General features: G+C 53.6%; 30 protein-coding genes. 29 read left to right on the forward strand and 1 reads right to left on the reverse strand.

Annotated features, from left to right (window positions below; genetic code table 11):
* Positions 1-144 precede the first annotated feature (144 nt).
* Positions 145-690 (forward strand): GspH/FimT family pseudopilin, encoded by a 546-nt coding sequence (locus AC27K1_RS12425; protein WP_487150958.1) that lies wholly within the window; start codon positions 145-147, stop codon positions 688-690.
* A gap of 1 nt (position 691) precedes the next feature.
* Here AC27K1_RS12425 and AC27K1_RS12430 read toward each other — a convergent pair whose 3' ends face one another.
* Entirely contained in the window at positions 692-1090 is a 399-nt protein-coding gene (locus AC27K1_RS12430; RefSeq protein WP_487150960.1) for a hypothetical protein, read from the reverse strand.
* A gap of 311 nt (positions 1091-1401) precedes the next feature.
* On the opposite strand from AC27K1_RS12430, the gene rpsL reads away from it, so the two are divergent.
* From rpsL to rpsM, 28 genes are all read left to right on the forward strand, one after another.
* Positions 1402-1776 (forward strand): 30S ribosomal protein S12, encoded by a 375-nt coding sequence (gene rpsL, locus AC27K1_RS12435; protein ID WP_211829055.1) that lies wholly within the window; start codon positions 1402-1404, stop codon positions 1774-1776.
* Between the two features lie 141 nt (positions 1777-1917).
* Positions 1918-2388, forward strand: a complete 471-nt coding sequence (rpsG, locus tag AC27K1_RS12440) for a 30S ribosomal protein S7 (RefSeq protein WP_395181327.1) — start codon at positions 1918-1920, stop codon at positions 2386-2388.
* A gap of 21 nt (positions 2389-2409) precedes the next feature.
* Positions 2410-4524, forward strand: coding sequence for an elongation factor G (gene fusA, locus AC27K1_RS12445; RefSeq protein ID WP_487150962.1), 2115 nt, complete (start codon positions 2410-2412; stop codon positions 4522-4524).
* Between the two features lie 34 nt (positions 4525-4558).
* Positions 4559-5752: an elongation factor Tu gene (gene tuf / locus AC27K1_RS12450; protein ID WP_487150946.1), complete on the forward strand. Its 1194-nt coding sequence runs from the start codon at positions 4559-4561 to the stop codon at positions 5750-5752.
* Positions 5753-5929: 177 nt separating this feature from the next.
* Complete coding sequence (gene rpsJ / locus AC27K1_RS12455; RefSeq protein ID WP_211829051.1) at positions 5930-6253, forward strand: 30S ribosomal protein S10; 324 nt, start codon at positions 5930-5932, stop codon at positions 6251-6253.
* 100 nt (positions 6254-6353) lie between these two features.
* A complete protein-coding gene (rplC, locus tag AC27K1_RS12460) occupies positions 6354-7025 on the forward strand; it encodes a 50S ribosomal protein L3 (RefSeq protein ID WP_487150964.1) in 672 nt (223 codons plus the stop codon).
* A 13-nt stretch (positions 7026-7038) separates the two neighbouring features.
* On the forward strand, positions 7039-7641 hold the full coding sequence (gene rplD / locus AC27K1_RS12465; RefSeq protein WP_395181323.1) for a 50S ribosomal protein L4: 603 nt from the start codon (positions 7039-7041) through the stop codon (positions 7639-7641).
* Positions 7638-7934 carry a 50S ribosomal protein L23 gene (gene rplW, locus AC27K1_RS12470; RefSeq protein WP_395179937.1) on the forward strand — a complete coding sequence of 99 codons (297 nt, stop codon included), beginning with the start codon at positions 7638-7640 and terminating at the stop codon, positions 7932-7934. Before rplD ends, rplW begins: the two co-directional genes overlap by 4 nt.
* Positions 7935-7948: 14 nt before the next feature.
* Complete coding sequence (gene rplB / locus AC27K1_RS12475) at positions 7949-8770, forward strand: 50S ribosomal protein L2 (RefSeq protein WP_345199257.1); 822 nt, start codon at positions 7949-7951, stop codon at positions 8768-8770.
* A gap of 22 nt (positions 8771-8792) precedes the next feature.
* A complete protein-coding gene (gene rpsS, locus AC27K1_RS12480; RefSeq protein WP_345199255.1) occupies positions 8793-9071 on the forward strand; it encodes a 30S ribosomal protein S19 in 279 nt (92 codons plus the stop codon).
* A gap of 13 nt (positions 9072-9084) precedes the next feature.
* Positions 9085-9420, forward strand: coding sequence for a 50S ribosomal protein L22 (rplV, locus tag AC27K1_RS12485; RefSeq protein ID WP_345199253.1), 336 nt, complete (start codon positions 9085-9087; stop codon positions 9418-9420).
* A gap of 4 nt (positions 9421-9424) precedes the next feature.
* Positions 9425-10123, forward strand: a complete 699-nt coding sequence (gene rpsC / locus AC27K1_RS12490) for a 30S ribosomal protein S3 (protein ID WP_395181322.1) — start codon at positions 9425-9427, stop codon at positions 10121-10123.
* A 12-nt stretch (positions 10124-10135) separates the two neighbouring features.
* Positions 10136-10549 (forward strand): 50S ribosomal protein L16, encoded by a 414-nt coding sequence (rplP, locus tag AC27K1_RS12495; RefSeq protein ID WP_211829043.1) that lies wholly within the window; start codon positions 10136-10138, stop codon positions 10547-10549.
* The gene (gene rpmC / locus AC27K1_RS12500; RefSeq protein ID WP_487150965.1) at positions 10549-10740 is read left to right on the forward strand and encodes a 50S ribosomal protein L29; all 192 of its coding nucleotides are present in this window, start codon (positions 10549-10551) and stop codon (positions 10738-10740) included. The genes rplP and rpmC overlap by 1 nt, the downstream gene beginning before the upstream one ends.
* Before the next feature lies 1 nt (position 10741).
* Positions 10742-11005 carry a 30S ribosomal protein S17 gene (rpsQ, locus tag AC27K1_RS12505; protein WP_211829041.1) on the forward strand — a complete coding sequence of 88 codons (264 nt, stop codon included), beginning with the start codon at positions 10742-10744 and terminating at the stop codon, positions 11003-11005.
* Positions 11006-11058: 53 nt separating this feature from the next.
* Complete coding sequence (gene rplN / locus AC27K1_RS12510) at positions 11059-11427, forward strand: 50S ribosomal protein L14 (protein ID WP_211829040.1); 369 nt, start codon at positions 11059-11061, stop codon at positions 11425-11427.
* A gap of 10 nt (positions 11428-11437) precedes the next feature.
* Positions 11438-11755, forward strand: coding sequence for a 50S ribosomal protein L24 (gene rplX / locus AC27K1_RS12515; RefSeq protein WP_345199247.1), 318 nt, complete (start codon positions 11438-11440; stop codon positions 11753-11755).
* Positions 11756-11766: 11 nt separating this feature from the next.
* Entirely contained in the window at positions 11767-12306 is a 540-nt protein-coding gene (rplE, locus tag AC27K1_RS12520; protein WP_487150968.1) for a 50S ribosomal protein L5, read from the forward strand.
* Between the two features lie 28 nt (positions 12307-12334).
* Positions 12335-12640, forward strand: coding sequence for a 30S ribosomal protein S14 (gene rpsN, locus AC27K1_RS12525; protein WP_345199244.1), 306 nt, complete (start codon positions 12335-12337; stop codon positions 12638-12640).
* 26 nt (positions 12641-12666) lie between these two features.
* The gene (rpsH, locus tag AC27K1_RS12530) at positions 12667-13059 is read left to right on the forward strand and encodes a 30S ribosomal protein S8 (RefSeq protein WP_487150970.1); all 393 of its coding nucleotides are present in this window, start codon (positions 12667-12669) and stop codon (positions 13057-13059) included.
* Between the two features lie 12 nt (positions 13060-13071).
* Complete coding sequence (gene rplF / locus AC27K1_RS12535; protein ID WP_487150972.1) at positions 13072-13605, forward strand: 50S ribosomal protein L6; 534 nt, start codon at positions 13072-13074, stop codon at positions 13603-13605.
* Positions 13606-13619: 14 nt separating this feature from the next.
* Positions 13620-13970, forward strand: coding sequence for a 50S ribosomal protein L18 (gene rplR, locus AC27K1_RS12540; protein ID WP_487150973.1), 351 nt, complete (start codon positions 13620-13622; stop codon positions 13968-13970).
* Between the two features lie 12 nt (positions 13971-13982).
* Entirely contained in the window at positions 13983-14486 is a 504-nt protein-coding gene (gene rpsE / locus AC27K1_RS12545) for a 30S ribosomal protein S5 (RefSeq protein ID WP_211829033.1), read from the forward strand.
* A gap of 8 nt (positions 14487-14494) precedes the next feature.
* Complete coding sequence (gene rpmD / locus AC27K1_RS12550; RefSeq protein WP_345199238.1) at positions 14495-14680, forward strand: 50S ribosomal protein L30; 186 nt, start codon at positions 14495-14497, stop codon at positions 14678-14680.
* A gap of 1 nt (position 14681) precedes the next feature.
* A complete protein-coding gene (gene rplO / locus AC27K1_RS12555; protein ID WP_487150975.1) occupies positions 14682-15116 on the forward strand; it encodes a 50S ribosomal protein L15 in 435 nt (144 codons plus the stop codon).
* Entirely contained in the window at positions 15117-16442 is a 1326-nt protein-coding gene (secY, locus tag AC27K1_RS12560; protein ID WP_395181320.1) for a preprotein translocase subunit SecY, read from the forward strand.
* A 33-nt stretch (positions 16443-16475) separates the two neighbouring features.
* Complete coding sequence (gene rpmJ, locus AC27K1_RS12565; RefSeq protein WP_211829029.1) at positions 16476-16592, forward strand: 50S ribosomal protein L36; 117 nt, start codon at positions 16476-16478, stop codon at positions 16590-16592.
* Between the two features lie 150 nt (positions 16593-16742).
* Entirely contained in the window at positions 16743-17099 is a 357-nt protein-coding gene (rpsM, locus tag AC27K1_RS12570; protein WP_345199233.1) for a 30S ribosomal protein S13, read from the forward strand.
* Positions 17100-17102: the final 3 nt, after the last annotated feature.

A 17102-nucleotide genomic window follows, 5' to 3' on the forward strand; every position in this document is an offset into this window, starting at 1 on the left:
GCTCCGTTTTTTTTATTCAAATAGTGAATGAAAACAATCTTTATCCATCAAATCTGAATAACGCGGTTGCGTCGGAGCGCTATGGTCAGTTCAGTTGCTAGAGTGAAGTAAGTAGGCCGTGTAATAGCGTTCAGGTGTCCAGAGATGGGAAAGGATTTCTCAAGAAAATCTGCCGGTTTTACGATGGTAGAGCTGATGGTGAGTATGGGAATTATCATCATACTCGTGGCAGCGGCGGGTCCCGCCATATCCGACTGGGTACTCAAAAACCGTGTGGATTCAGAGGTTGCTTCTTTAAGGAGTGCGTTGGCTTATGCGCGTTCAGAAGCGCTGAGTCGTAATATGTGGGTCACTATCAGGGAGAATGGGGCGAGGGATGCAAGTAACCCCGTGTCCATGTGGAATAGTGGCTGGCAGCTTTTCACGGATCAGGATAATGATGGTTTTCTTGGGACGGGTGAGATGCTTCGGGCAAGGGTCACCAATATTGAGGATTTAACCATTGAGTGGGCAAATGATATCACCAGAATATCGTATGGGCCGCGTGGTGTGACCAATGGTGGTACACAAAATACCATTCGCTATTGTGTGTCCGGTGATACTGATCATGCTTTTGCCAAGGGGATAACGATCAATGCCATTGGTCGAACCCGTATTGTCAGAGGAGGTGATGTAGGGTGTTCACCCTGAATTACGGCCCCAGACGCCAGAGTGTTATTGGCAGACGGTAATGCCTGATGGTGTCGCCAAGACTTTCCCAGTATTGTTCATCTGAAGGTTTCTGCAGAATCAGCACAATGCCAGCCTTACGACCGGTCTTTAATGCGTAATGCAGTGACTGACCAATTGCCTCGCGCCATTTTCGGGCGAACTCCATTTCAATGGCATGGTTGCGGGTCAGGCAGTCAACGCGGGTGCCATCATCCTGCTCAACTTCCATTCGGCCGTCATAGCCTTCACACCAGACATCCTGATACCAGGATTCGTACTTTCCGATCCCTGATGCTAATGCGACAGGTGAATACAGGTTTTGTATCAATAAAAACAGAAGAATTCGAGGAATAGTGGTATAAAGCCGCTGTTTCTTCATTATTGTTTATAATCAATCCGTAGTTGTCCGGAGTGGGTGGCAGCATGTTAACGTGATTCTCAGCGTTTCCCCTGACGTGAAAGCCTGCGGCATTCCTTGACGCGGGCGGCTGGCCTATTTAAAATCCGGTGCCTTTTAGTGTGCCCTGCCTTTGTCTCTTGTCAAGGCTGCCTTTGGGCGCCGGTTTCCACAAAACCCTTTGTGAAAACCAGTGTCTGGCCGGTATCTACTGGTCAGGCTCGGGTCGCGATGCTTAATCCTCTGGGTGTCGTAACCTGTTTTGTATTAGAAACTTCGGAGAAATTGCTTAAATGGCAACCATTAACCAGTTGGTTCGCAAGCCGCGCAAGCGCAAGGTCAAAAAGACCGACGTGCCTGCTCTGCAGAGCTGCCCGCAGCGTCGTGGCGTTTGCACCCGTGTATACACCACTACCCCCAAGAAGCCTAACTCAGCCCTGCGTAAGGTTTGCCGTGTGCGCCTGACCAACGGCTTTGAAGTGACTTCCTACATCGGTGGTGAAGGTCACAACCTGCAGGAGCACAGTGTTGTGCTGATCCGTGGCGGTCGTGTAAAAGACTTGCCCGGTGTTCGTTACCACACCGTCCGCGGTACGCTGGACACCCAGGGTGTTAACGATCGTAAGCAGGGCCGTTCCAAGTACGGTACCAAGAAGCCCAAGTCCTGAGGCTTTTCTGTTCAGGGGAATTAATCGCCTGAATAGTTGTCATAGTTTTATCTATTAATCAGAGCATCTGGTTGATAAGAGTAAGGTCGAGTCGAAGGCTGATCTCGAAACAACCTGAAGACCAAGTTTGAGGACTTATCAATGCCTAGAAGACGAGTCGTAGCGAAACGCGATGTGTTGCCGGATCCGAAGTTCGGTAACAAGGTACTGACCAAATTCATTAACCACGTTATGGTCAGCGGCAAGAAGTCTGTCGCCGAGCGTATCGTGTATGGTGCGTTGGACAAGATCCAGGAGCGTACTAACAAGGACCCTCTCGAGGTGTTCGAAGCGGCCCTGGAATCCGTTGCACCGGTTGTCGAGGTTAAATCTCGTCGTGTTGGTGGTGCTACCTACCAGGTGCCCGTAGAAGTTCGTCCTGCGCGTCGTTCTGCCCTGGCCATGCGCTGGCTGGTAGACGCTGCACGTAAGCGTGGTGAGAAATCCATGGACCTGCGTCTGGCAGGTGAGCTGGTTGACGCGGCTGACAACAAAGGCGCCGCTGTCAAGAAGCGTGAAGACGTGCATCGTATGGCAGAAGCTAACAAGGCGTTCTCCCACTACCGTTTCTAAGATAATACAGAGGATTGTGTCGTGGCTCGTAAAACCCCGATTAGCCGATACCGTAACATTGGTATCTGCGCCCACGTAGACGCGGGTAAGACCACTACTACTGAGCGGATCCTGTTCTACACCGGTCTGAGCCATAAGATCGGTGAAGTACACGACGGTGCCGCTACCATGGACTGGATGGAGCAGGAGCAGGAGCGTGGTATTACTATCACTTCTGCGGCTACCACCTGTTTCTGGCGTGGTATGAATGCTCAGTTTGATGAGCATCGTGTCAACATCATCGATACTCCAGGACACGTTGACTTCACTATCGAAGTAGAACGTTCCCTGCGGGTTCTGGATGGTGCAGTTGTTGTTCTGTGTGGTTCCTCCGGTGTTCAGCCTCAGACTGAAACCGTATGGCGTCAGGCAAACAAGTACGAAGTACCGCGCATGGTATTCGTCAACAAGATGGACCGTACCGGTGCGGACTTCCTGATGGTTGTTCGTCAGCTGCGTGAGCGCCTGGGCGCCAACGCGGTACCGATGCAGATGACCATCGGTGCTGAAGACGAGTTCAAGGGTGTTGTCGATCTGATCAAGATGAAGACCATCCTGTGGAACGAAGCCGACCAGGGCATGAGCTTTGAGTACGGCGATATTCCGGCTGAGATGCAGGCGACTTGCGAAGAAATGCGTGAGTACATGGTTGAAGCCGCTGCTGAATCTTCTGAAGAGTTGATGGAAAAATACCTCGAAGAGGGTGATCTGACTGAAGAAGAAGTCAAGCAAGGTATCCGTGCTCGTACGCTGGCTAACGAAATCATTCCTGTATTTGGCGGTTCTGCGTTCAAGAATAAGGGTGTTCAGGCGGTTCTGGATGCTGTTATTGAGTTCATGCCGTCTCCGCTGGAAGTCAAGGCTATTGAGGGTATCGTTGGCGAAGACGCTGAGGGTAACCATATCATGGAGCAGCGTGTTGCTGATGATAAGGCTCCCTTCTCTGCGCTGGCGTTCAAGATCGCTACCGACCCGTTTGTTGGTACGCTGACTTTCGCTCGTGTGTACTCTGGTGTCGCAGTTTCTGGTTCTTCGGTTATCAACTCCGTCAAGTCCAAGAAAGAGCGTATCGGCCGTATGGTGCAGATGCACGCCAATAACCGTGAAGAGATCAAGGAAGCCTTGGCGGGTGACATCGTTGCTCTGATCGGTATGAAAGATGTGACCACGGGTGAAACCCTGTGCGATCCGGATCATCCGATCGTTCTGGAGCGCATGGAATTCCCTGAGCCGGTTATCTCTGTTGCTGTTGAGCCGAAGTCCAAGGCTGACCAGGAGAAGATGGGTATCGCGCTGGGCAAGCTGGCCCAGGAAGATCCTTCTTTCCGCGTCAAGACTGACGAAGAAACCGGTCAGACCATCATCTCCGGTATGGGTGAGCTGCACCTTGACGTACTGGTTGACCGTATGCGTCGCGAGTTCAAGGTTGAAGCGAACATTGGTAAGCCTCAGGTGTCTTACCGTGAGAAGCTCAAGGCCAGCGTTACTGCCAACCACAAGTTTGCCAAGCAGTCTGGTGGTCGTGGTCAGTACGGTCACGTTGTTGTTGACTTCTCCCCGGCTGACGAGGGTGAAGAAGGTCTGGTATTCATCAATGAAATCGTTGGCGGAACCATTCCCAAGGAATATATTCCTGCGGTTCAGAAAGGTATCGAGGAGCAGATGCAGAACGGTGTTATCGCCGGCTATCCGCTGCTTGGTCTGAAGGCGCGTCTGTATGACGGTTCCTTCCACGAGGTTGACTCCAACGAGATGGCGTTTAAAATCGCCGCATCTCAGGCTCTGAAGAAGTACGCCCCGCAGGCTCAGCCCGTGCTGATGGAGCCGATGATGGCTGTTGAGGTTGTCACGCCCGAAGACTACATGGGCGATGTCATGGGCGATCTGAACCGTCGTCGCGGTCTCGTGCAGGGTATGGAAGACACCGTTTCTGGCAAGGTTATCCGTGCTCAGGTGCCTCTGGCTGAGATGTTCGGTTATGCCACAGATCTTCGTTCTGCTACTCAGGGTCGTGCGACATACACCATGGAATTCTCCGAGTATGCCGAAACACCTGCGAGCATCGCGGAAGCGGTGATCAAGAATAACCAGGGTTAACTGTAATTTTCATTGACCAGTAAGGTAAGTCAAAATGGCTAAGGAAAAATTTGAACGTAATAAGCCGCACGTAAACGTCGGCACCATCGGTCACGTTGACCACGGTAAAACTACCCTGACTGCTGCTCTGACTCGCGTCTGTGCAGAAGTCTGGGGCGGTACTGCCAAGGCTTTCGACCAGATCGATAACGCGCCTGAAGAGCGTGAGCGTGGTATCACCATCTCTACTGCACACGTAGAATACGATTCTCCGAACCGTCACTACGCGCACGTAGACTGCCCCGGACACGCTGACTACGTTAAGAACATGATCACCGGTGCTGCCCAGATGGACGGCGCTATCCTGGTATGTTCCGCTGCTGACGGCCCCATGCCTCAGACTCGTGAGCACATCCTGCTGTCTCGTCAGGTCGGTGTTCCTTACATCGTTGTCTTCCTGAACAAGGCTGACATGGTTGACGATGAAGAGCTGCTGGAACTGGTAGAAATGGAAGTTCGTGAGCTGCTGGACACTTACGAATTCCCGGGTGACGACACTCCGATCGTTATCGGTTCTGCCCTGATGGCTCTGAACGGTGAAGACGCCAACGAAATGGGTACTACCGCTGTTAAGAAGCTGGTAGAAACTCTGGACGAGTACATCCCTGAGCCTGAGCGTGCAATCGACCAGCCTTTCCTGATGCCGATTGAAGACGTATTCTCCATCGCTGGCCGTGGTACCGTTGTTACCGGTCGTGTTGAGCGTGGTATCGTCAAGGTTGGTGAAGAAATCGAAATCATCGGTATCAAAGACACCACCAAGACCACCGTTACCGGCGTAGAAATGTTCCGCAAGTTGCTGGACGAAGGCCGTGCAGGTGAGAACGTTGGCTGTCTGCTGCGTGGTACCAAGCGTGAAGACGTAGAGCGTGGTCAGGTACTGGCTAAGCCCGGTTCTATCACTCCTCACACCCAGTTCACGTCAGAAATTTATGTTCTGTCCAAGGATGAAGGTGGTCGTCATACGCCTTTCTTCAAGGGCTACCGTCCTCAGTTCTACTTCCGTACTACTGACGTGACCGGTTCCTGCGAACTGCCGGAAGGCGTTGAAATGGTAATGCCTGGCGACAACGTTCAGATGACTGTAACTCTGATCGCTCCTATCGCCATGGAAGAAGGTCTGCGCTTCGCGATTCGTGAAGGTGGCCGTACTGTTGGCGCCGGTGTTGTTGCCAAGATCATCGCCTGATAGCGACCTGGTCTGACTCTACCGCTCTAAACAAATAGCCCCGGGCTCAGGCTCGGGGCTTTTACTGTATAAAATATTGACAGTAATATTGACGGCGCGTAGAATCCCGCTTTCTTTGCTGTCTGCCCACCAATGATGGGGCGGACTTCGTTCTTTAAATATTATTAGGTCATGAAGATGAGTCAGCAGCCTAAAGCTCAACAAATCCGAATTCGACTCAAGGCTTTTGACCATCGCCTGATCGACCAGTCCACACAGGAAATCGTGGAAACTGCCAAGCGCACTGGTGCTCAGGTCCGAGGTCCCATTCCCCTGCCTACTCGCAAGGAACGCTTCACCGTGCTGATTTCTCCGCACGTCAACAAGGATGCCCGTGATCAGTACGAAATTCGTACGCACAAGCGCATGCTGGATATCGTCGAGCCAACTGAAAAAACCGTTGACGCTTTGATGAAGCTGGATCTTGCTGCGGGCGTAGAAGTTCAAATTAGCCTCGGCTAATTGTCTGGCGAGAGCGCGTTCTGCGTGTCTCGTCGTGTGTAACGCTCTGAGATGGGCGGCCATAGCGGGTGATAGCCCCGTACACGAAATGAGGTAAATCATGTCAAATCAAGCTGACGGCAAAAAGCCGCGCCTCGGCCTGATCGGCAAGAAGTGCGGGATGACCCGTATTTTCACCGAAGATGGTGCTTCTTTGCCGGTTACTGTCGTTGAAATTGGTCCTAACCGTATTGCCCAGGTGCGTACTGTCGATATCGATGGTTACAGCGCTATCCAGGTTGCGGCTGGTGCCAAGAAAGCATCTCGTCTCAACAAGCCAGAAGCTGGTCACTACGCCAAGGCGGGTGTAGAAGCTGGTTCCGTGCTGGTTGAATTCCGTACTTCTGAAGAATCCGAGCTGAAAGTCGGTGACGTTCTGTCTGTTTCCATGTTTGAAGCAGGTCAGAAGGTTGATGTTACCGGTCGTTCCAAGGGTAAGGGCTTCCAGGGTGTTGTTAAGCGCTGGAACTTCCGTACTCAGGACGCTACCCACGGTAACTCCCTGTCTCACCGTGCGCCTGGTTCCATCGGTCAGTGTCAGACTCCCGGACGCGTGTTCAAGGGTAAGAAGATGGCTGGTCACATGGGCGACGAGCGCGTGACTGTTCAGTCACTGGAAATCGTTCGCGTGGACGAAGAGCGTAACCTTCTGCTCATCAAGGGTGCGGTGCCGGGTGCTACTGGTGCTGATGTTGTAATCAAGCCTGCTGTCAAAGCTGGCTCCGCAGCCTGAGGGGATTTGAAGTATGGATCTGAATGTAATGGGTTCAGGCGCTCTGCAGGTTTCTGACGTAACCTTTGCTGCCGAATTCAATGAATCACTGATTCATCAGGCGGTTGTGGCTTTTCTGGCTGGCGGCCGTCAGGGCACCAAGCAGCAGAAGACTCGCAGCGATGTAAGCGGCGGTGGTCGTAAGCCTTGGCGTCAAAAGGGTACTGGTCGTGCACGTGCCGGTACTATCCGTAGCCCAATCTGGCGCGGGGGCGGCACCACGTTTGCAGCTCGTCCTCAGGATCATTCCCAGAAGCTGAACCGCAAGATGTACCGCGGTGCGCTGCGCTCCATCCTGTCTGAACTGGTTCGCCAGGAGCGTTTGGTTATCGTTGAAAGCCTGACGCTGGAAGCGCCCAAGACCAAGCAGATGGTTGCCAAGCTGAAAGAGCTGGGTACTGACAATGCACTGTTTGTATCTGACGAAGTCGATGCAAACCTGTACCTGTCTGCGCGCAACATTCCTCACGTCGACGTTCGCGACGTACAGGGTGTGGATCCGGTCAGCCTGGTTGCTCATGACAAAGTCGTCATGACCGTGGCCGCGGTGAAGAAGTTCGAGGAGATGCTGGGATGAACCAGGAACGTCTGTTGAAGGTGCTGCTTGGGCCTCACATTTCCGAGAAGGCTTCGGTAGTCGCTGAAGAACGTAACCAATACGTTTTCAAAGTGGCCAAAGACGCTGTAAAGCTTGAAATCAAAAAGGCTGTTGAGCAGCTGTTTGATGTCAAGGTCAAGTCTGTCCGCACTGTAAACGTGAAGGGCAAGACCAAGCGCACCATGCGTGGTCTGGGCAAGCGTTCAGACTGGAAAAAAGCGTACGTTGCTCTGGAAGCGGGTCAGGAAATTGACTTCGCGGACGCTGAGTAAGAGGAGATCGACAGATGGCTGTTGTTAAGTGTAAACCCACTTCTCCCGGGCGCCGCTTCGTAGTCAAGGTTGTTAACCCTGACCTGCACAAGGGGAAACCCTTCGCTGCGCTGTTAGAGAAGAAAAGCAAGACCGGTGGCCGTAACAATAACGGTCGCATTACGACTCGTCACAAAGGTGGTGGCCATAAGCAGCACTACCGTGTGATCGACTTCCGTCGTAACAAGGACGGTATTCCTGCGACTGTTGAGCGCCTGGAATACGATCCGAACCGTACAGCAAACATTGCTCTGCTGAAGTACCTGGACGGTGAGCGTCGTTACATCATCGCTCCCAAGGGTGTGAAGGCTGGTGATAAGCTGTTCTCCGGTGTGGACGCGCCGATCAAGGCAGGTAATACTCTGCCGCTGCGCAACATCCCGCTGGGTTCTGTGATTCACTGTGTTGAGCTGAAGCCTGGTAAGGGTGCGCAGATGATGCGTTCTGCCGGCACCTCCGCTCAGCTGGTTGCCCGTGATGGTGCTTATGTAACCCTGCGTCTGCGCTCCGGCGAAATGCGCAAGGTTCTGGCTGACTGTCGTGCGACTCTCGGTGAGGTATCCAACAGCGAGCATAACCTGCGCTCACTGGGTAAGGCTGGTGCCAAGCGCTGGCGCGGTGTTCGTCCGACCGTTCGTGGTGTTGCCATGAACCCGGTAGATCACCCGCACGGTGGTGGTGAAGGTCGTACCTCTGGTGGTCGTCATCCGGTTACTCCGTGGGGTGTGCCCACCAAGGGTCGGAAGACTCGCTCGAACAAGCGTACTGACAAGTTCATTGTCCGTCGCCGCAAGTAATTGAGAGATAGAGGATACGACAGTGCCACGTTCACTTAAAAAAGGTCCTTTTATTGACCTGCACCTGCTGAAGAAGGTGGAGGACGCGGTAGAGTCTGGAAACAAGCGCCCGATCAAGACCTGGTCGCGCCGTTCCATGATTATTCCGCAAATGGTTGGTCTGACCCTGGCTGTTCACAATGGTCGTCAGCACGTACCCGTTTATGTGTCCGAAGAAATGGTCGGTCACAAGCTGGGTGAATTTGCCGCAACGCGTACCTACCGTGGTCACGCAGCGGACAAGAAGGCCAAGAAGCGTTAAGAAGGGATAAGAGATGAAAGAAGTAGCTGCTATGCACAAAGGCGCTCGCATTTCTGCCCAGAAAGCTCGCTTGGTCGTTGACCTTGTTCGCGGCAAAGGGGTGGCTGAAGCGCTGGACATCCTGACCTACAGCAACAAGAAAGCTGCTGTCCTGGTCAAGAAGGTCCTGGAATCCGCGATTGCCAACGCGGAACACAACGACGGCATGGATATCGACGAGCTGAAGGTATCCAGCGCCTACGTTAACGAAGGCATGACCATGAAGCGCATCAAGCCTCGGGCGAAAGGCCGTGCTGATCGCATTCTGAAGCGGACTTGCCATATCACTGTCAAGGTTGCTGAGGTGTAATCAGATGGGTCAGAAAGTACATCCAACGGGTATTCGCCTGGGCATCGTCAAGAACCACACCTCCGTGTGGTATGCCGAAGGCAGCGCTTATGCAGACAACCTGATCGCTGATCTGAAGGTGCGTGAGTACCTGCAGAAGAAGCTGAAGAATGCGTCTGTCAGCCGTATCGACATTCAGCGTCCCGCGCAAAGCGCACGCGTTACCATCCACACTGCCCGTCCCGGTATCGTGATTGGCAAGAAGGGTGAAGACGTTGAGCGTCTGCGTCAGGAACTGAACAAGATGATGTCTGTGCCTGTGCACATCAACATCGAAGAAGTACGCAAGCCTGAGATGGATGCTCAACTGGTAGCGCAAGGTATTGCGGGCCAGCTGGAGCGTCGTGTCATGTTCCGTCGCGCCATGAAGCGTGCGGTTCAGAACACCATGCGTCTCGGCGCCAAGGGTATTCGTGTTCAGATTTCCGGCCGTCTCGGCGGTGCTGAAATCGCACGGACCGAGTGGTACCGCGAAGGTCGTGTGCCTCTGCACACCCTGCGTGCCGATATCGATTACGCTACTTACGAAGCGCACACCACCTATGGTGTGATCGGTATCAAGGTCTGGATCTTCAAGGGCGAAGTCATCGGCGGCGTCCATGAAGAGGAAAAAGAACAGAAGAAACCCGCTCGGCGTCCGCGTCGCAAGCCGGCTAAGAAGTAAGGAGTAATAACGATGCTCCAACCTAAGCGTACTAAGTTCCGCAAGATGCAGAAGGGCCGTAACCGCGGTCTGGCTCAGCGTGGCTCCAAGGTTAGCTTCGGCGAATACGCATTGAAGGCAACTGGCCGTGGCCGTATAACAGCCCGTCAGATTGAAGCAGCTCGTCGTGCGATGACTCGTCACGTTAAGCGTGCTGGTAAAATCTGGATTCGCATCTTCCCTGACAAGCCCATCAGTAAGAAGCCTCTCGAGGTTCGTATGGGTAAAGGTAAAGGCGCCGTCGAATACTGGGTATGCCAGATCCAACCTGGCCGTGTCCTGTATGAGATGGAAGGTGTATCCGAAGAGCTGGCGCGTGAGGCATTTGCCCTGGCTGCTGCCAAGCTGCCGGTTCAAACCTCCTTCGTCAAGCGGGGAATGATGTAATGAAAGCTGCAGAATTGCGTGGAAAATCTGCCGAGGAGCTCAACGCTGAGCTGCTCACCCTGCTGCGCGATCAGTTCAACTATCGCATGCAGAAGGCAACTGGTCAGCTGAAGCAGACGCATCTGCTGAAGCAGACCAAGCGGGATATCGCCCGCATTAAAACGGTCCTGAATGAGAAGGCAGGTGAATAAGATGGCCGAAGACAAGAAAGTCCGCACTCTGACCGGCAAGGTCGTGAGTGACAAGATGGACAAGACCATCACTGTCCTCATTGAGCGCCGTGTAAAGCATCCGCTCTACGGTAAAATCGTAAAGCGGTCTACTAAACTGCACGCGCACGATGAAAGTAACGATTGCCGTATGGGTGATGTCGTCACTATCAAGGAAACCCGTCCTCAGTCAAAGACCAAGTCTTTTGAGCTGGTTTCCATTGTTGAGCGTGCGACTCAAATCTAAGGCTATACCGGCCTTCAGGGCCGGCTTTGGGTCTGCAGTTTGAGGAGAAGGTAATGATTCAGACCGAGACAGTACTCGACGTAGCGGATAACAGCGGTGCCCGTCGTGTTCAGTGCATTAAAGTACTGGGCGGCTCCCACCGTCGTTATGCCGGTATCGGTGACATCATCAAGGTCACCGTTAAAGAAGCCATCCCGCGTGGCAAAGTGAAGAAAGGCCAGGTAATGAATGCCGTGGTCGTTCGCACTAGAAAGGGCGTTCGTCGTCCCGATGGATCTCTGATCCGTTTCGACGGTAACGCAGCAGTGCTTCTGAACGCTAACCAGCAGCCGATCGGCACCCGTATCTTCGGGCCCGTGACTCGTGAGCTGCGCGGTGAGCAGTTCATGAAGATCATCTCACTGGCACCAGAAGTGCTGTAAGGAGGCTGCTGTGAAAAAGATTCGTCGTGATGATGAAGTTGTCGTAATTGCCGGTAAGGATAAGGGCAAGCGCGGCAAGGTGCTGAAAGTGGCCACTGATGGTCGTCTGGTTGTAGCCGGCGTCAACATGGTCAAGAAGCACCAGAAGCCTAACCCCATGTTGGGCCAACCTGGCGGCATCGTGGAAAAGGAAGCAGCTATTCAGGCTTCCAACGTTGCTATCTGGAACCCCGAGAGCCAGAAGGCTGACCGCGTCGGCTTCTCCTTCACTGAAGAAGGCAAGAAGCAGCGTGTGTTCAAGTCCAATGGCAACCCGGTCGATGCGTGAGGTCAGGTAAGATGGCTGAACTTAAAAAAGTTTACCGAGAAAAAATCGTACCTGAGCTGCAAAAAGAGCTGGGTGTGAAGAACGTACACGAAGTACCGCGTCTCACCAAGATCACCCTGAACATGGGTGTGGGTGAAGCGGTCGGTGACAAGAAAGTCATCGAACATGCTGTGGCCGATCTGGAAAAGATCGCTGGCCAGAAGGCTGTTGTGACTCGTGCACGTAAGTCTGTTGCCGGTTTCAAAATCCGTGAAGGCTGGCCGATCGGTGTCAAGGTAACTCTGCGTGATGAACGCATGTATGAGTTCCTGCAGCGTCTGGTCGACATCGCCCTGCCACGTATGCGCGATTTCCGCGGCGTGAATGGCAAGTCTTTTGACGGACGCGGCAACTACAGCATGGGCGTGAAAGAACAGATCATCTTCCCGGAAATCGATTACGACAAGATCGATACCCTCCGTGGTCTGGACATCACGTTCACTACTACTGCCAAAACTGACGAAGAAGGACGTGCGCTGCTCAAGGCGTTCAACTTCCCGTTCCGCGGCTAGTTCATAAAGACGAGAGGAAGCCCCGCTTATGGCAAAAACATCCATGAAGCAGCGCGAACTGAAGCGTCAGCGGACAGTCGCGAAATATGCTCAAAAGCGCGCCGAGCTGAAGGCTGCTGCTGTCAACGTTAATCTGTCTGAAGAAGAACGTTGGGACGCGCAGGTCGCTCTGCAAAAACTGCCACGCAACGCAAGCCCTGCGCGTCTGCGCAACCGTTGCCGTCAGACCGGTCGTCCTCACGCATACCTGCGTAAGTTCGGCCTGAGCCGCATCAAGCTGCGTGAAGCAGCCATGCGTGGTGATGTTCCTGGCCTGACCAAGGCCAGCTGGTAAGCGCGCTGATCTAGGAGAGTGCAAGAATGAGTATGCAGGACCCGTTAGCTGATATGCTAACTCGAATCCGTAATGCCCAAATGGCAGAACATGCGTCTGTCAGCATGCCAGCTTCCAAGATTAAAGCTGCCGTTGCAAAAGTACTGAAGGACGAAGGTTACATCGTTGACTTTAAAGTCGATGGTGAAACCAAGTCTCAGCTCAGCATTGAGCTGAAGTACTTCGAAGGCAAGCCTGTAATCGAAGAGCTCAAGCGTGTAAGCCGTCCTGGCCTGCGTAACTACGCAGCCACTGGCGCGCTGCCGAAAGTAAACGGCGGCCTGGGTATCGCTATCGTTTCCACTAACAAAGGCGTGATGACTGATCGCGCTGCCCGCGCCGCGGGTGTTGGTGGCGAAGTACTCTGCACCGTATTCTAAGGGAGGGCTGATATGTCTCGCGTAGCAAAGAGCCCAGTTGAAATCCCTGCTGGTGTAGAAGTTAAGCTGTCTGGTCATCACATCGCTGTTAAAGGTGGTATGGGCCAGCTGGAGCTGGATATCCATACGGCTGTCGAAGTAAAGCAGGAAGAAAATGTCCTGACTTTCGAAGCCCGTGATGGCAGCAAACTGTCCCGCGCCATGTCCGGTACTACCCGGGCCCTGGTGAACAACATGGTGACTGGTGTAAGCGCAGGCTTCACCAAGAGCTTGAAGCTGGTTGGTGTTGGTTACCGTGCTCAGCTTCAGGGCAAGACCCTGAATCTGTCGCTGGGTTTCTCTCACCCGGTCGTCTATGCGTTGCCGGAAGGTGTCACTGCTGAAACACCTAGCCAGACTGACATCGTTATCAAGGGTATCGATAAGCAGCTGGTTGGTCAGGTGGCCGCTGAAATTCGCGACTTCCGACGTCCTGAGCCCTATAAGGGTAAGGGTGTTCGTTATACTGACGAACGTGTCCGTCGCAAAGAGGCCAAGAAAAAGTAAGGTAGGGTGACATCATGAGCGACAAGAAAATTGCCCGTCTGCGCCGCGCACGTCGCGCGCGGATGAAGATGCGGGAGCTCAGGGTTAATCGCCTGACTGTGACCCGTACTCCTCGCCACATCTACGCCCAGGTGATTGCACCGAATGGCGACAAGGTGTTGGCAGCGGCTTCCACTGTAGAGAAAGAGCTGCGTGGCGAAGCGACTGGTAACATTGAAGCTGCAAAGAAAGTTGGTGCACTCATCGCTGAGCGTGCCAAGGCGGCCGGTGTTTCCAAAGTGGCTTTTGACCGCTCCGGCTTCAAGTATCACGGTCGTGTCAAGGCTCTTGCCGACGCAGCCCGTGAAAGCGGACTGGAATTCTAAAGGGTGGGAGTCATGGCAAAAGACGATCGTAAAAACAACGACGAAGGCCTTATCGAGAAGCTGGTTCAGGTGAACCGCGTTGCCAAGGTGGTTAAGGGCGGCCGTATTTTCGGTTTCACCGCTCTGACTGTTGTCGGCGATGGCAAAGGTAAGGTAGGCTTCGGTCGCGGCAAGGCGCGTGAAGTGCCAGTTGCTATCCAGAAAGCAATGGAAGCAGCTCGCCGCAACATGATCCAGGTTGATCTGAACGGTTCTACCATTCAGTATCCGGCCAAGGCTCGTCACGGTGCATCCAAGATCTTCATGCAGCCTGCCTCTGAAGGTACTGGTGTCATCGCCGGCGGTGCAATGCGTGCCGTTCTGGAAGTGGCTGGTGTGCAGAACGTTCTGGCCAAGTGCTATGGTTCCACCAATCCTGTGAACGTTGTTCAGGCGACCTACAAGGGTCTGCGTGACATGCGCTCTCCGGAAGATGTGGCTGCCAAGCGTGGCAAGACGCTTGAAGAGATCCTGTGAGGTAGGTCATGGCTGAGAAAAAAATCAAAGTGACCCTCGTCAAGAGCACCAACGGCCGTCTGGAAAGCCATAAGGCCTGCGTTCGTGGTCTGGGTCTCCGTCGCATCAATCACACTGTTGAAGTAGAAGATACTCCAGCGGTTCGTGGCATGATTAACAAGGTTAACTACCTGGTTCGCGTGGAAGGAGAATAAAATGCATCTGAATTCTCTGTCTCCGGCTGAAGGCAGCCGTAAATCCGGCAAGCGCGTCGGTCGCGGTATCGGTAGTGGCCTGGGCAAAACTGGTGGCCGTGGTCACAAGGGTCAGAAGTCCCGTTCCGGTGGTTCTGTGAAGCCAGGTTTCGAAGGCGGTCAGCAGCCGCTGCAGCGTCGTCTGCCGAAGTACGGTTTCACTTCCCGCATGGCGCGTCAGACTGCGGAAATCCGCATCGCTGAGCTGGCTTCTGTAGAGGCGGACGTAATCGACCTGGCAGCCCTGAAGGCGGCCAACCTGGTTACAACCAACATCCTGCGTGCCAAGGTCATCCTGTCTGGTGAGCTGAACAAGGCTGTCACCATCAAGGGACTGGGTGTCACCAAGGGTGCCCGTGCCGCGATCGAAGCAGCTGGTGGGAAAGTCGAGGACTAAATGGCTAAGACATTACCTGTCGGAAATCAGGGTGGGTTAAGCGAGCTGAAATCTCGCGTCCTGTTTGTTCTGCTGGCAATTCTGGTGTACCGGATCGGGGCGCATATCCCCGTTCCCGGTATCAACCCGGAACGGCTGGCTCAGTTGTTCAGTCAGAACGAAGGGACTATTCTCAGTCTCTTCAACATGTTCTCCGGCGGCGCGCTGGAGAGGATGTCTGTTCTGGCGCTGGGGATCATGCCCTACATCTCTGCATCGATTATCATGCAGCTGATGACAGTGGTTAGCCCACAGCTTGAACAGCTGAAAAAGGAAGGTGAAAGCGGACGTCGGAAGATCAGTCAGTACACCCGCTACGGTACCGTACTCCTGGCATTGATTCAGGGTATGGGTATGACGGTCGGCCTGGCGAATCAGGGAGTTTCGTTCTCCACTGATTTCGGGTTTTACTTTGTTGCTGTTACTACCTTTGTAACCGGCGCCGTGTTCATGATGTGGCTCGGTGAGCAGGTGACTGAGCGTGGCATCGGCAACGGTATATCGATTCTGATTTTTGCAGGTATTGTCGCCGGATTGCCCGGCGCGATCGGGCAGTCGTTTGAGTCTGCGCGTCAAGGGGATATCAACATTCTGGCGCTGTTGCTGATCGGTATTCTTGCCGTCGCCATCATTGCCGGTGTGGTATTCGTTGAGCGCGGCCAGCGCCGAATCACGGTCAACTACGCCAAACGGCAGCAGGGACGTAAAGTCTATGCTGCCCAGAGCAGCCACTTGCCGCTGAAGGTCAATATGGCGGGTGTTATCCCGGCCATCTTTGCTTCAAGCATTCTGCTGTTCCCGGCGTCGATTGCGCAGTGGTTTGGTCAGGGAGAAGGTATGGACTGGCTGCAGGATATTGCTCTGGCGCTTGGCCCTGGCCAACCGCTGAACATCATTCTGTTCTCGGCCGGTATCGTCTTCTTCTGTTTCTTCTATACTGCCCTGGTCTTCAATCCGAAGGACGTGGCAGATAATCTGAAGAAGTCCGGCGCCTTTATTCCCGGTATTCGCCCCGGTGAGCATTCAGCCCGCTACATTGATGGCGTGCTGACCCGTCTCACCATGGTTGGTGCGATTTATATGACAGCAGTGTGTCTGCTGCCACAGTTCCTGGTGGTTTCGGCGAACGTGCCTTTCTACCTGGGCGGTACTTCGCTGCTGATTGTGGTGGTTGTGGTCATGGACACTATGTCCCAGATCCAGTCACACCTGATGTCGCATCAGTATGAGTCGCTGATGAAGAAAGCTAATCTTAAGGGTTACGGTGCTGGCGGCCTTCTGCGCTGATCGCCTGTAACTCTGCCGATAGTGGAGAGAATCATGAAAGTACGTGCTTCTGTAAAAAAGATGTGCCGTAATTGCAAGCTCATCAAGCGTAACGGCACCATCCGGGTGATCTGTAGCGCAGAACCCCGACACAAGCAGCGCCAAGGCTGAGTTCTTCGGGTTTTGAATCATACTCCGCCTGGTCATTATTGATCAGGCGGTTGATTTGTTTGCGTGCGAAATGTATCCTTAACCGTTTTTCGGGTTAGGGTTCGCCCTTCGCGTTGCACTAGGCGATAAACCTTTAACGGAGACTATTGAATGGCCCGTATTGCTGGCGTCAATGTTCCGGATAACAAGCATACTGTTATCTCTTTGACTTACGTCTACGGCGTAGGTCGCCAGACTGCTCAAAAGATCTGTGAAGCAACCGGTATCAACCCGACTGCTAAAATGGGTCAGCTGAGCGAAGACGACGTTGAAAAGCTGCGTACCGAAGTCGGTAACTATACCGTCGAAGGTGATCTGCGCCGCGAAATCAACATGAACATCAAGCGACTGATGGACCTGGGCTGCTACCGCGGTCTGCGTCACCGTCGTAACCTTCCGCTTCGTGGCCAGCGCACCAAAACCAATGCGCGTACCCGTAAGGGCCCACGTAAGCCGATCCGTAAGTAATAC

Source organism: Kistimonas ophiarachnellae (assembly GCF_057552235.1).

What these genes read in the sequence shown, in the direction of transcription:
- rpsH (WP_487150970.1), top strand. Translation starts at nt 12,667, where the DNA reads ATGAGTATGCAGGACCCGTTAGCTGATATGCTAACTCGAATCCGTAAT.
- rpmC (WP_487150965.1), top strand. Translation starts at nt 10,549, where the DNA reads ATGAAAGCTGCAGAATTGCGTGGAAAATCTGCCGAGGAGCTCAACGCT.
- rpsL (WP_211829055.1), top strand. Translation starts at nt 1,402, where the DNA reads ATGGCAACCATTAACCAGTTGGTTCGCAAGCCGCGCAAGCGCAAGGTC.
- rplO (WP_487150975.1), top strand. Translation starts at nt 14,682, where the DNA reads ATGCATCTGAATTCTCTGTCTCCGGCTGAAGGCAGCCGTAAATCCGGC.
- rplV (WP_345199253.1), top strand. Translation starts at nt 9,085, where the DNA reads ATGAAAGAAGTAGCTGCTATGCACAAAGGCGCTCGCATTTCTGCCCAG.
- rpsG (WP_395181327.1), top strand. Translation starts at nt 1,918, where the DNA reads ATGCCTAGAAGACGAGTCGTAGCGAAACGCGATGTGTTGCCGGATCCG.
- rpsQ (WP_211829041.1), top strand. Translation starts at nt 10,742, where the DNA reads ATGGCCGAAGACAAGAAAGTCCGCACTCTGACCGGCAAGGTCGTGAGT.
- rpsJ (WP_211829051.1), top strand. Translation starts at nt 5,930, where the DNA reads ATGAGTCAGCAGCCTAAAGCTCAACAAATCCGAATTCGACTCAAGGCT.
- rpmD (WP_345199238.1), top strand. Translation starts at nt 14,495, where the DNA reads ATGGCTGAGAAAAAAATCAAAGTGACCCTCGTCAAGAGCACCAACGGC.
- rplF (WP_487150972.1), top strand. Translation starts at nt 13,072, where the DNA reads ATGTCTCGCGTAGCAAAGAGCCCAGTTGAAATCCCTGCTGGTGTAGAA.
- rplB (WP_345199257.1), top strand. Translation starts at nt 7,949, where the DNA reads ATGGCTGTTGTTAAGTGTAAACCCACTTCTCCCGGGCGCCGCTTCGTA.
- rplW (WP_395179937.1), top strand. Translation starts at nt 7,638, where the DNA reads ATGAACCAGGAACGTCTGTTGAAGGTGCTGCTTGGGCCTCACATTTCC.
- secY (WP_395181320.1), top strand. Translation starts at nt 15,117, where the DNA reads ATGGCTAAGACATTACCTGTCGGAAATCAGGGTGGGTTAAGCGAGCTG.
- rplP (WP_211829043.1), top strand. Translation starts at nt 10,136, where the DNA reads ATGCTCCAACCTAAGCGTACTAAGTTCCGCAAGATGCAGAAGGGCCGT.
- rpmJ (WP_211829029.1), top strand. Translation starts at nt 16,476, where the DNA reads ATGAAAGTACGTGCTTCTGTAAAAAAGATGTGCCGTAATTGCAAGCTC.
- rplN (WP_211829040.1), top strand. Translation starts at nt 11,059, where the DNA reads ATGATTCAGACCGAGACAGTACTCGACGTAGCGGATAACAGCGGTGCC.
- rpsE (WP_211829033.1), top strand. Translation starts at nt 13,983, where the DNA reads ATGGCAAAAGACGATCGTAAAAACAACGACGAAGGCCTTATCGAGAAG.
- rplD (WP_395181323.1), top strand. Translation starts at nt 7,039, where the DNA reads ATGGATCTGAATGTAATGGGTTCAGGCGCTCTGCAGGTTTCTGACGTA.
- rplE (WP_487150968.1), top strand. Translation starts at nt 11,767, where the DNA reads ATGGCTGAACTTAAAAAAGTTTACCGAGAAAAAATCGTACCTGAGCTG.
- rplR (WP_487150973.1), top strand. Translation starts at nt 13,620, where the DNA reads ATGAGCGACAAGAAAATTGCCCGTCTGCGCCGCGCACGTCGCGCGCGG.
- AC27K1_RS12425 (WP_487150958.1), top strand. Translation starts at nt 145, where the DNA reads ATGGGAAAGGATTTCTCAAGAAAATCTGCCGGTTTTACGATGGTAGAG.
- rplC (WP_487150964.1), top strand. Translation starts at nt 6,354, where the DNA reads ATGTCAAATCAAGCTGACGGCAAAAAGCCGCGCCTCGGCCTGATCGGC.
- rpsM (WP_345199233.1), top strand. Translation starts at nt 16,743, where the DNA reads ATGGCCCGTATTGCTGGCGTCAATGTTCCGGATAACAAGCATACTGTT.
- tuf (WP_487150946.1), top strand. Translation starts at nt 4,559, where the DNA reads ATGGCTAAGGAAAAATTTGAACGTAATAAGCCGCACGTAAACGTCGGC.
- rpsN (WP_345199244.1), top strand. Translation starts at nt 12,335, where the DNA reads ATGGCAAAAACATCCATGAAGCAGCGCGAACTGAAGCGTCAGCGGACA.
- rpsC (WP_395181322.1), top strand. Translation starts at nt 9,425, where the DNA reads ATGGGTCAGAAAGTACATCCAACGGGTATTCGCCTGGGCATCGTCAAG.
- AC27K1_RS12430 (WP_487150960.1), bottom strand. Translation starts at nt 1,090, where the DNA reads ATGAAGAAACAGCGGCTTTATACCACTATTCCTCGAATTCTTCTGTTT.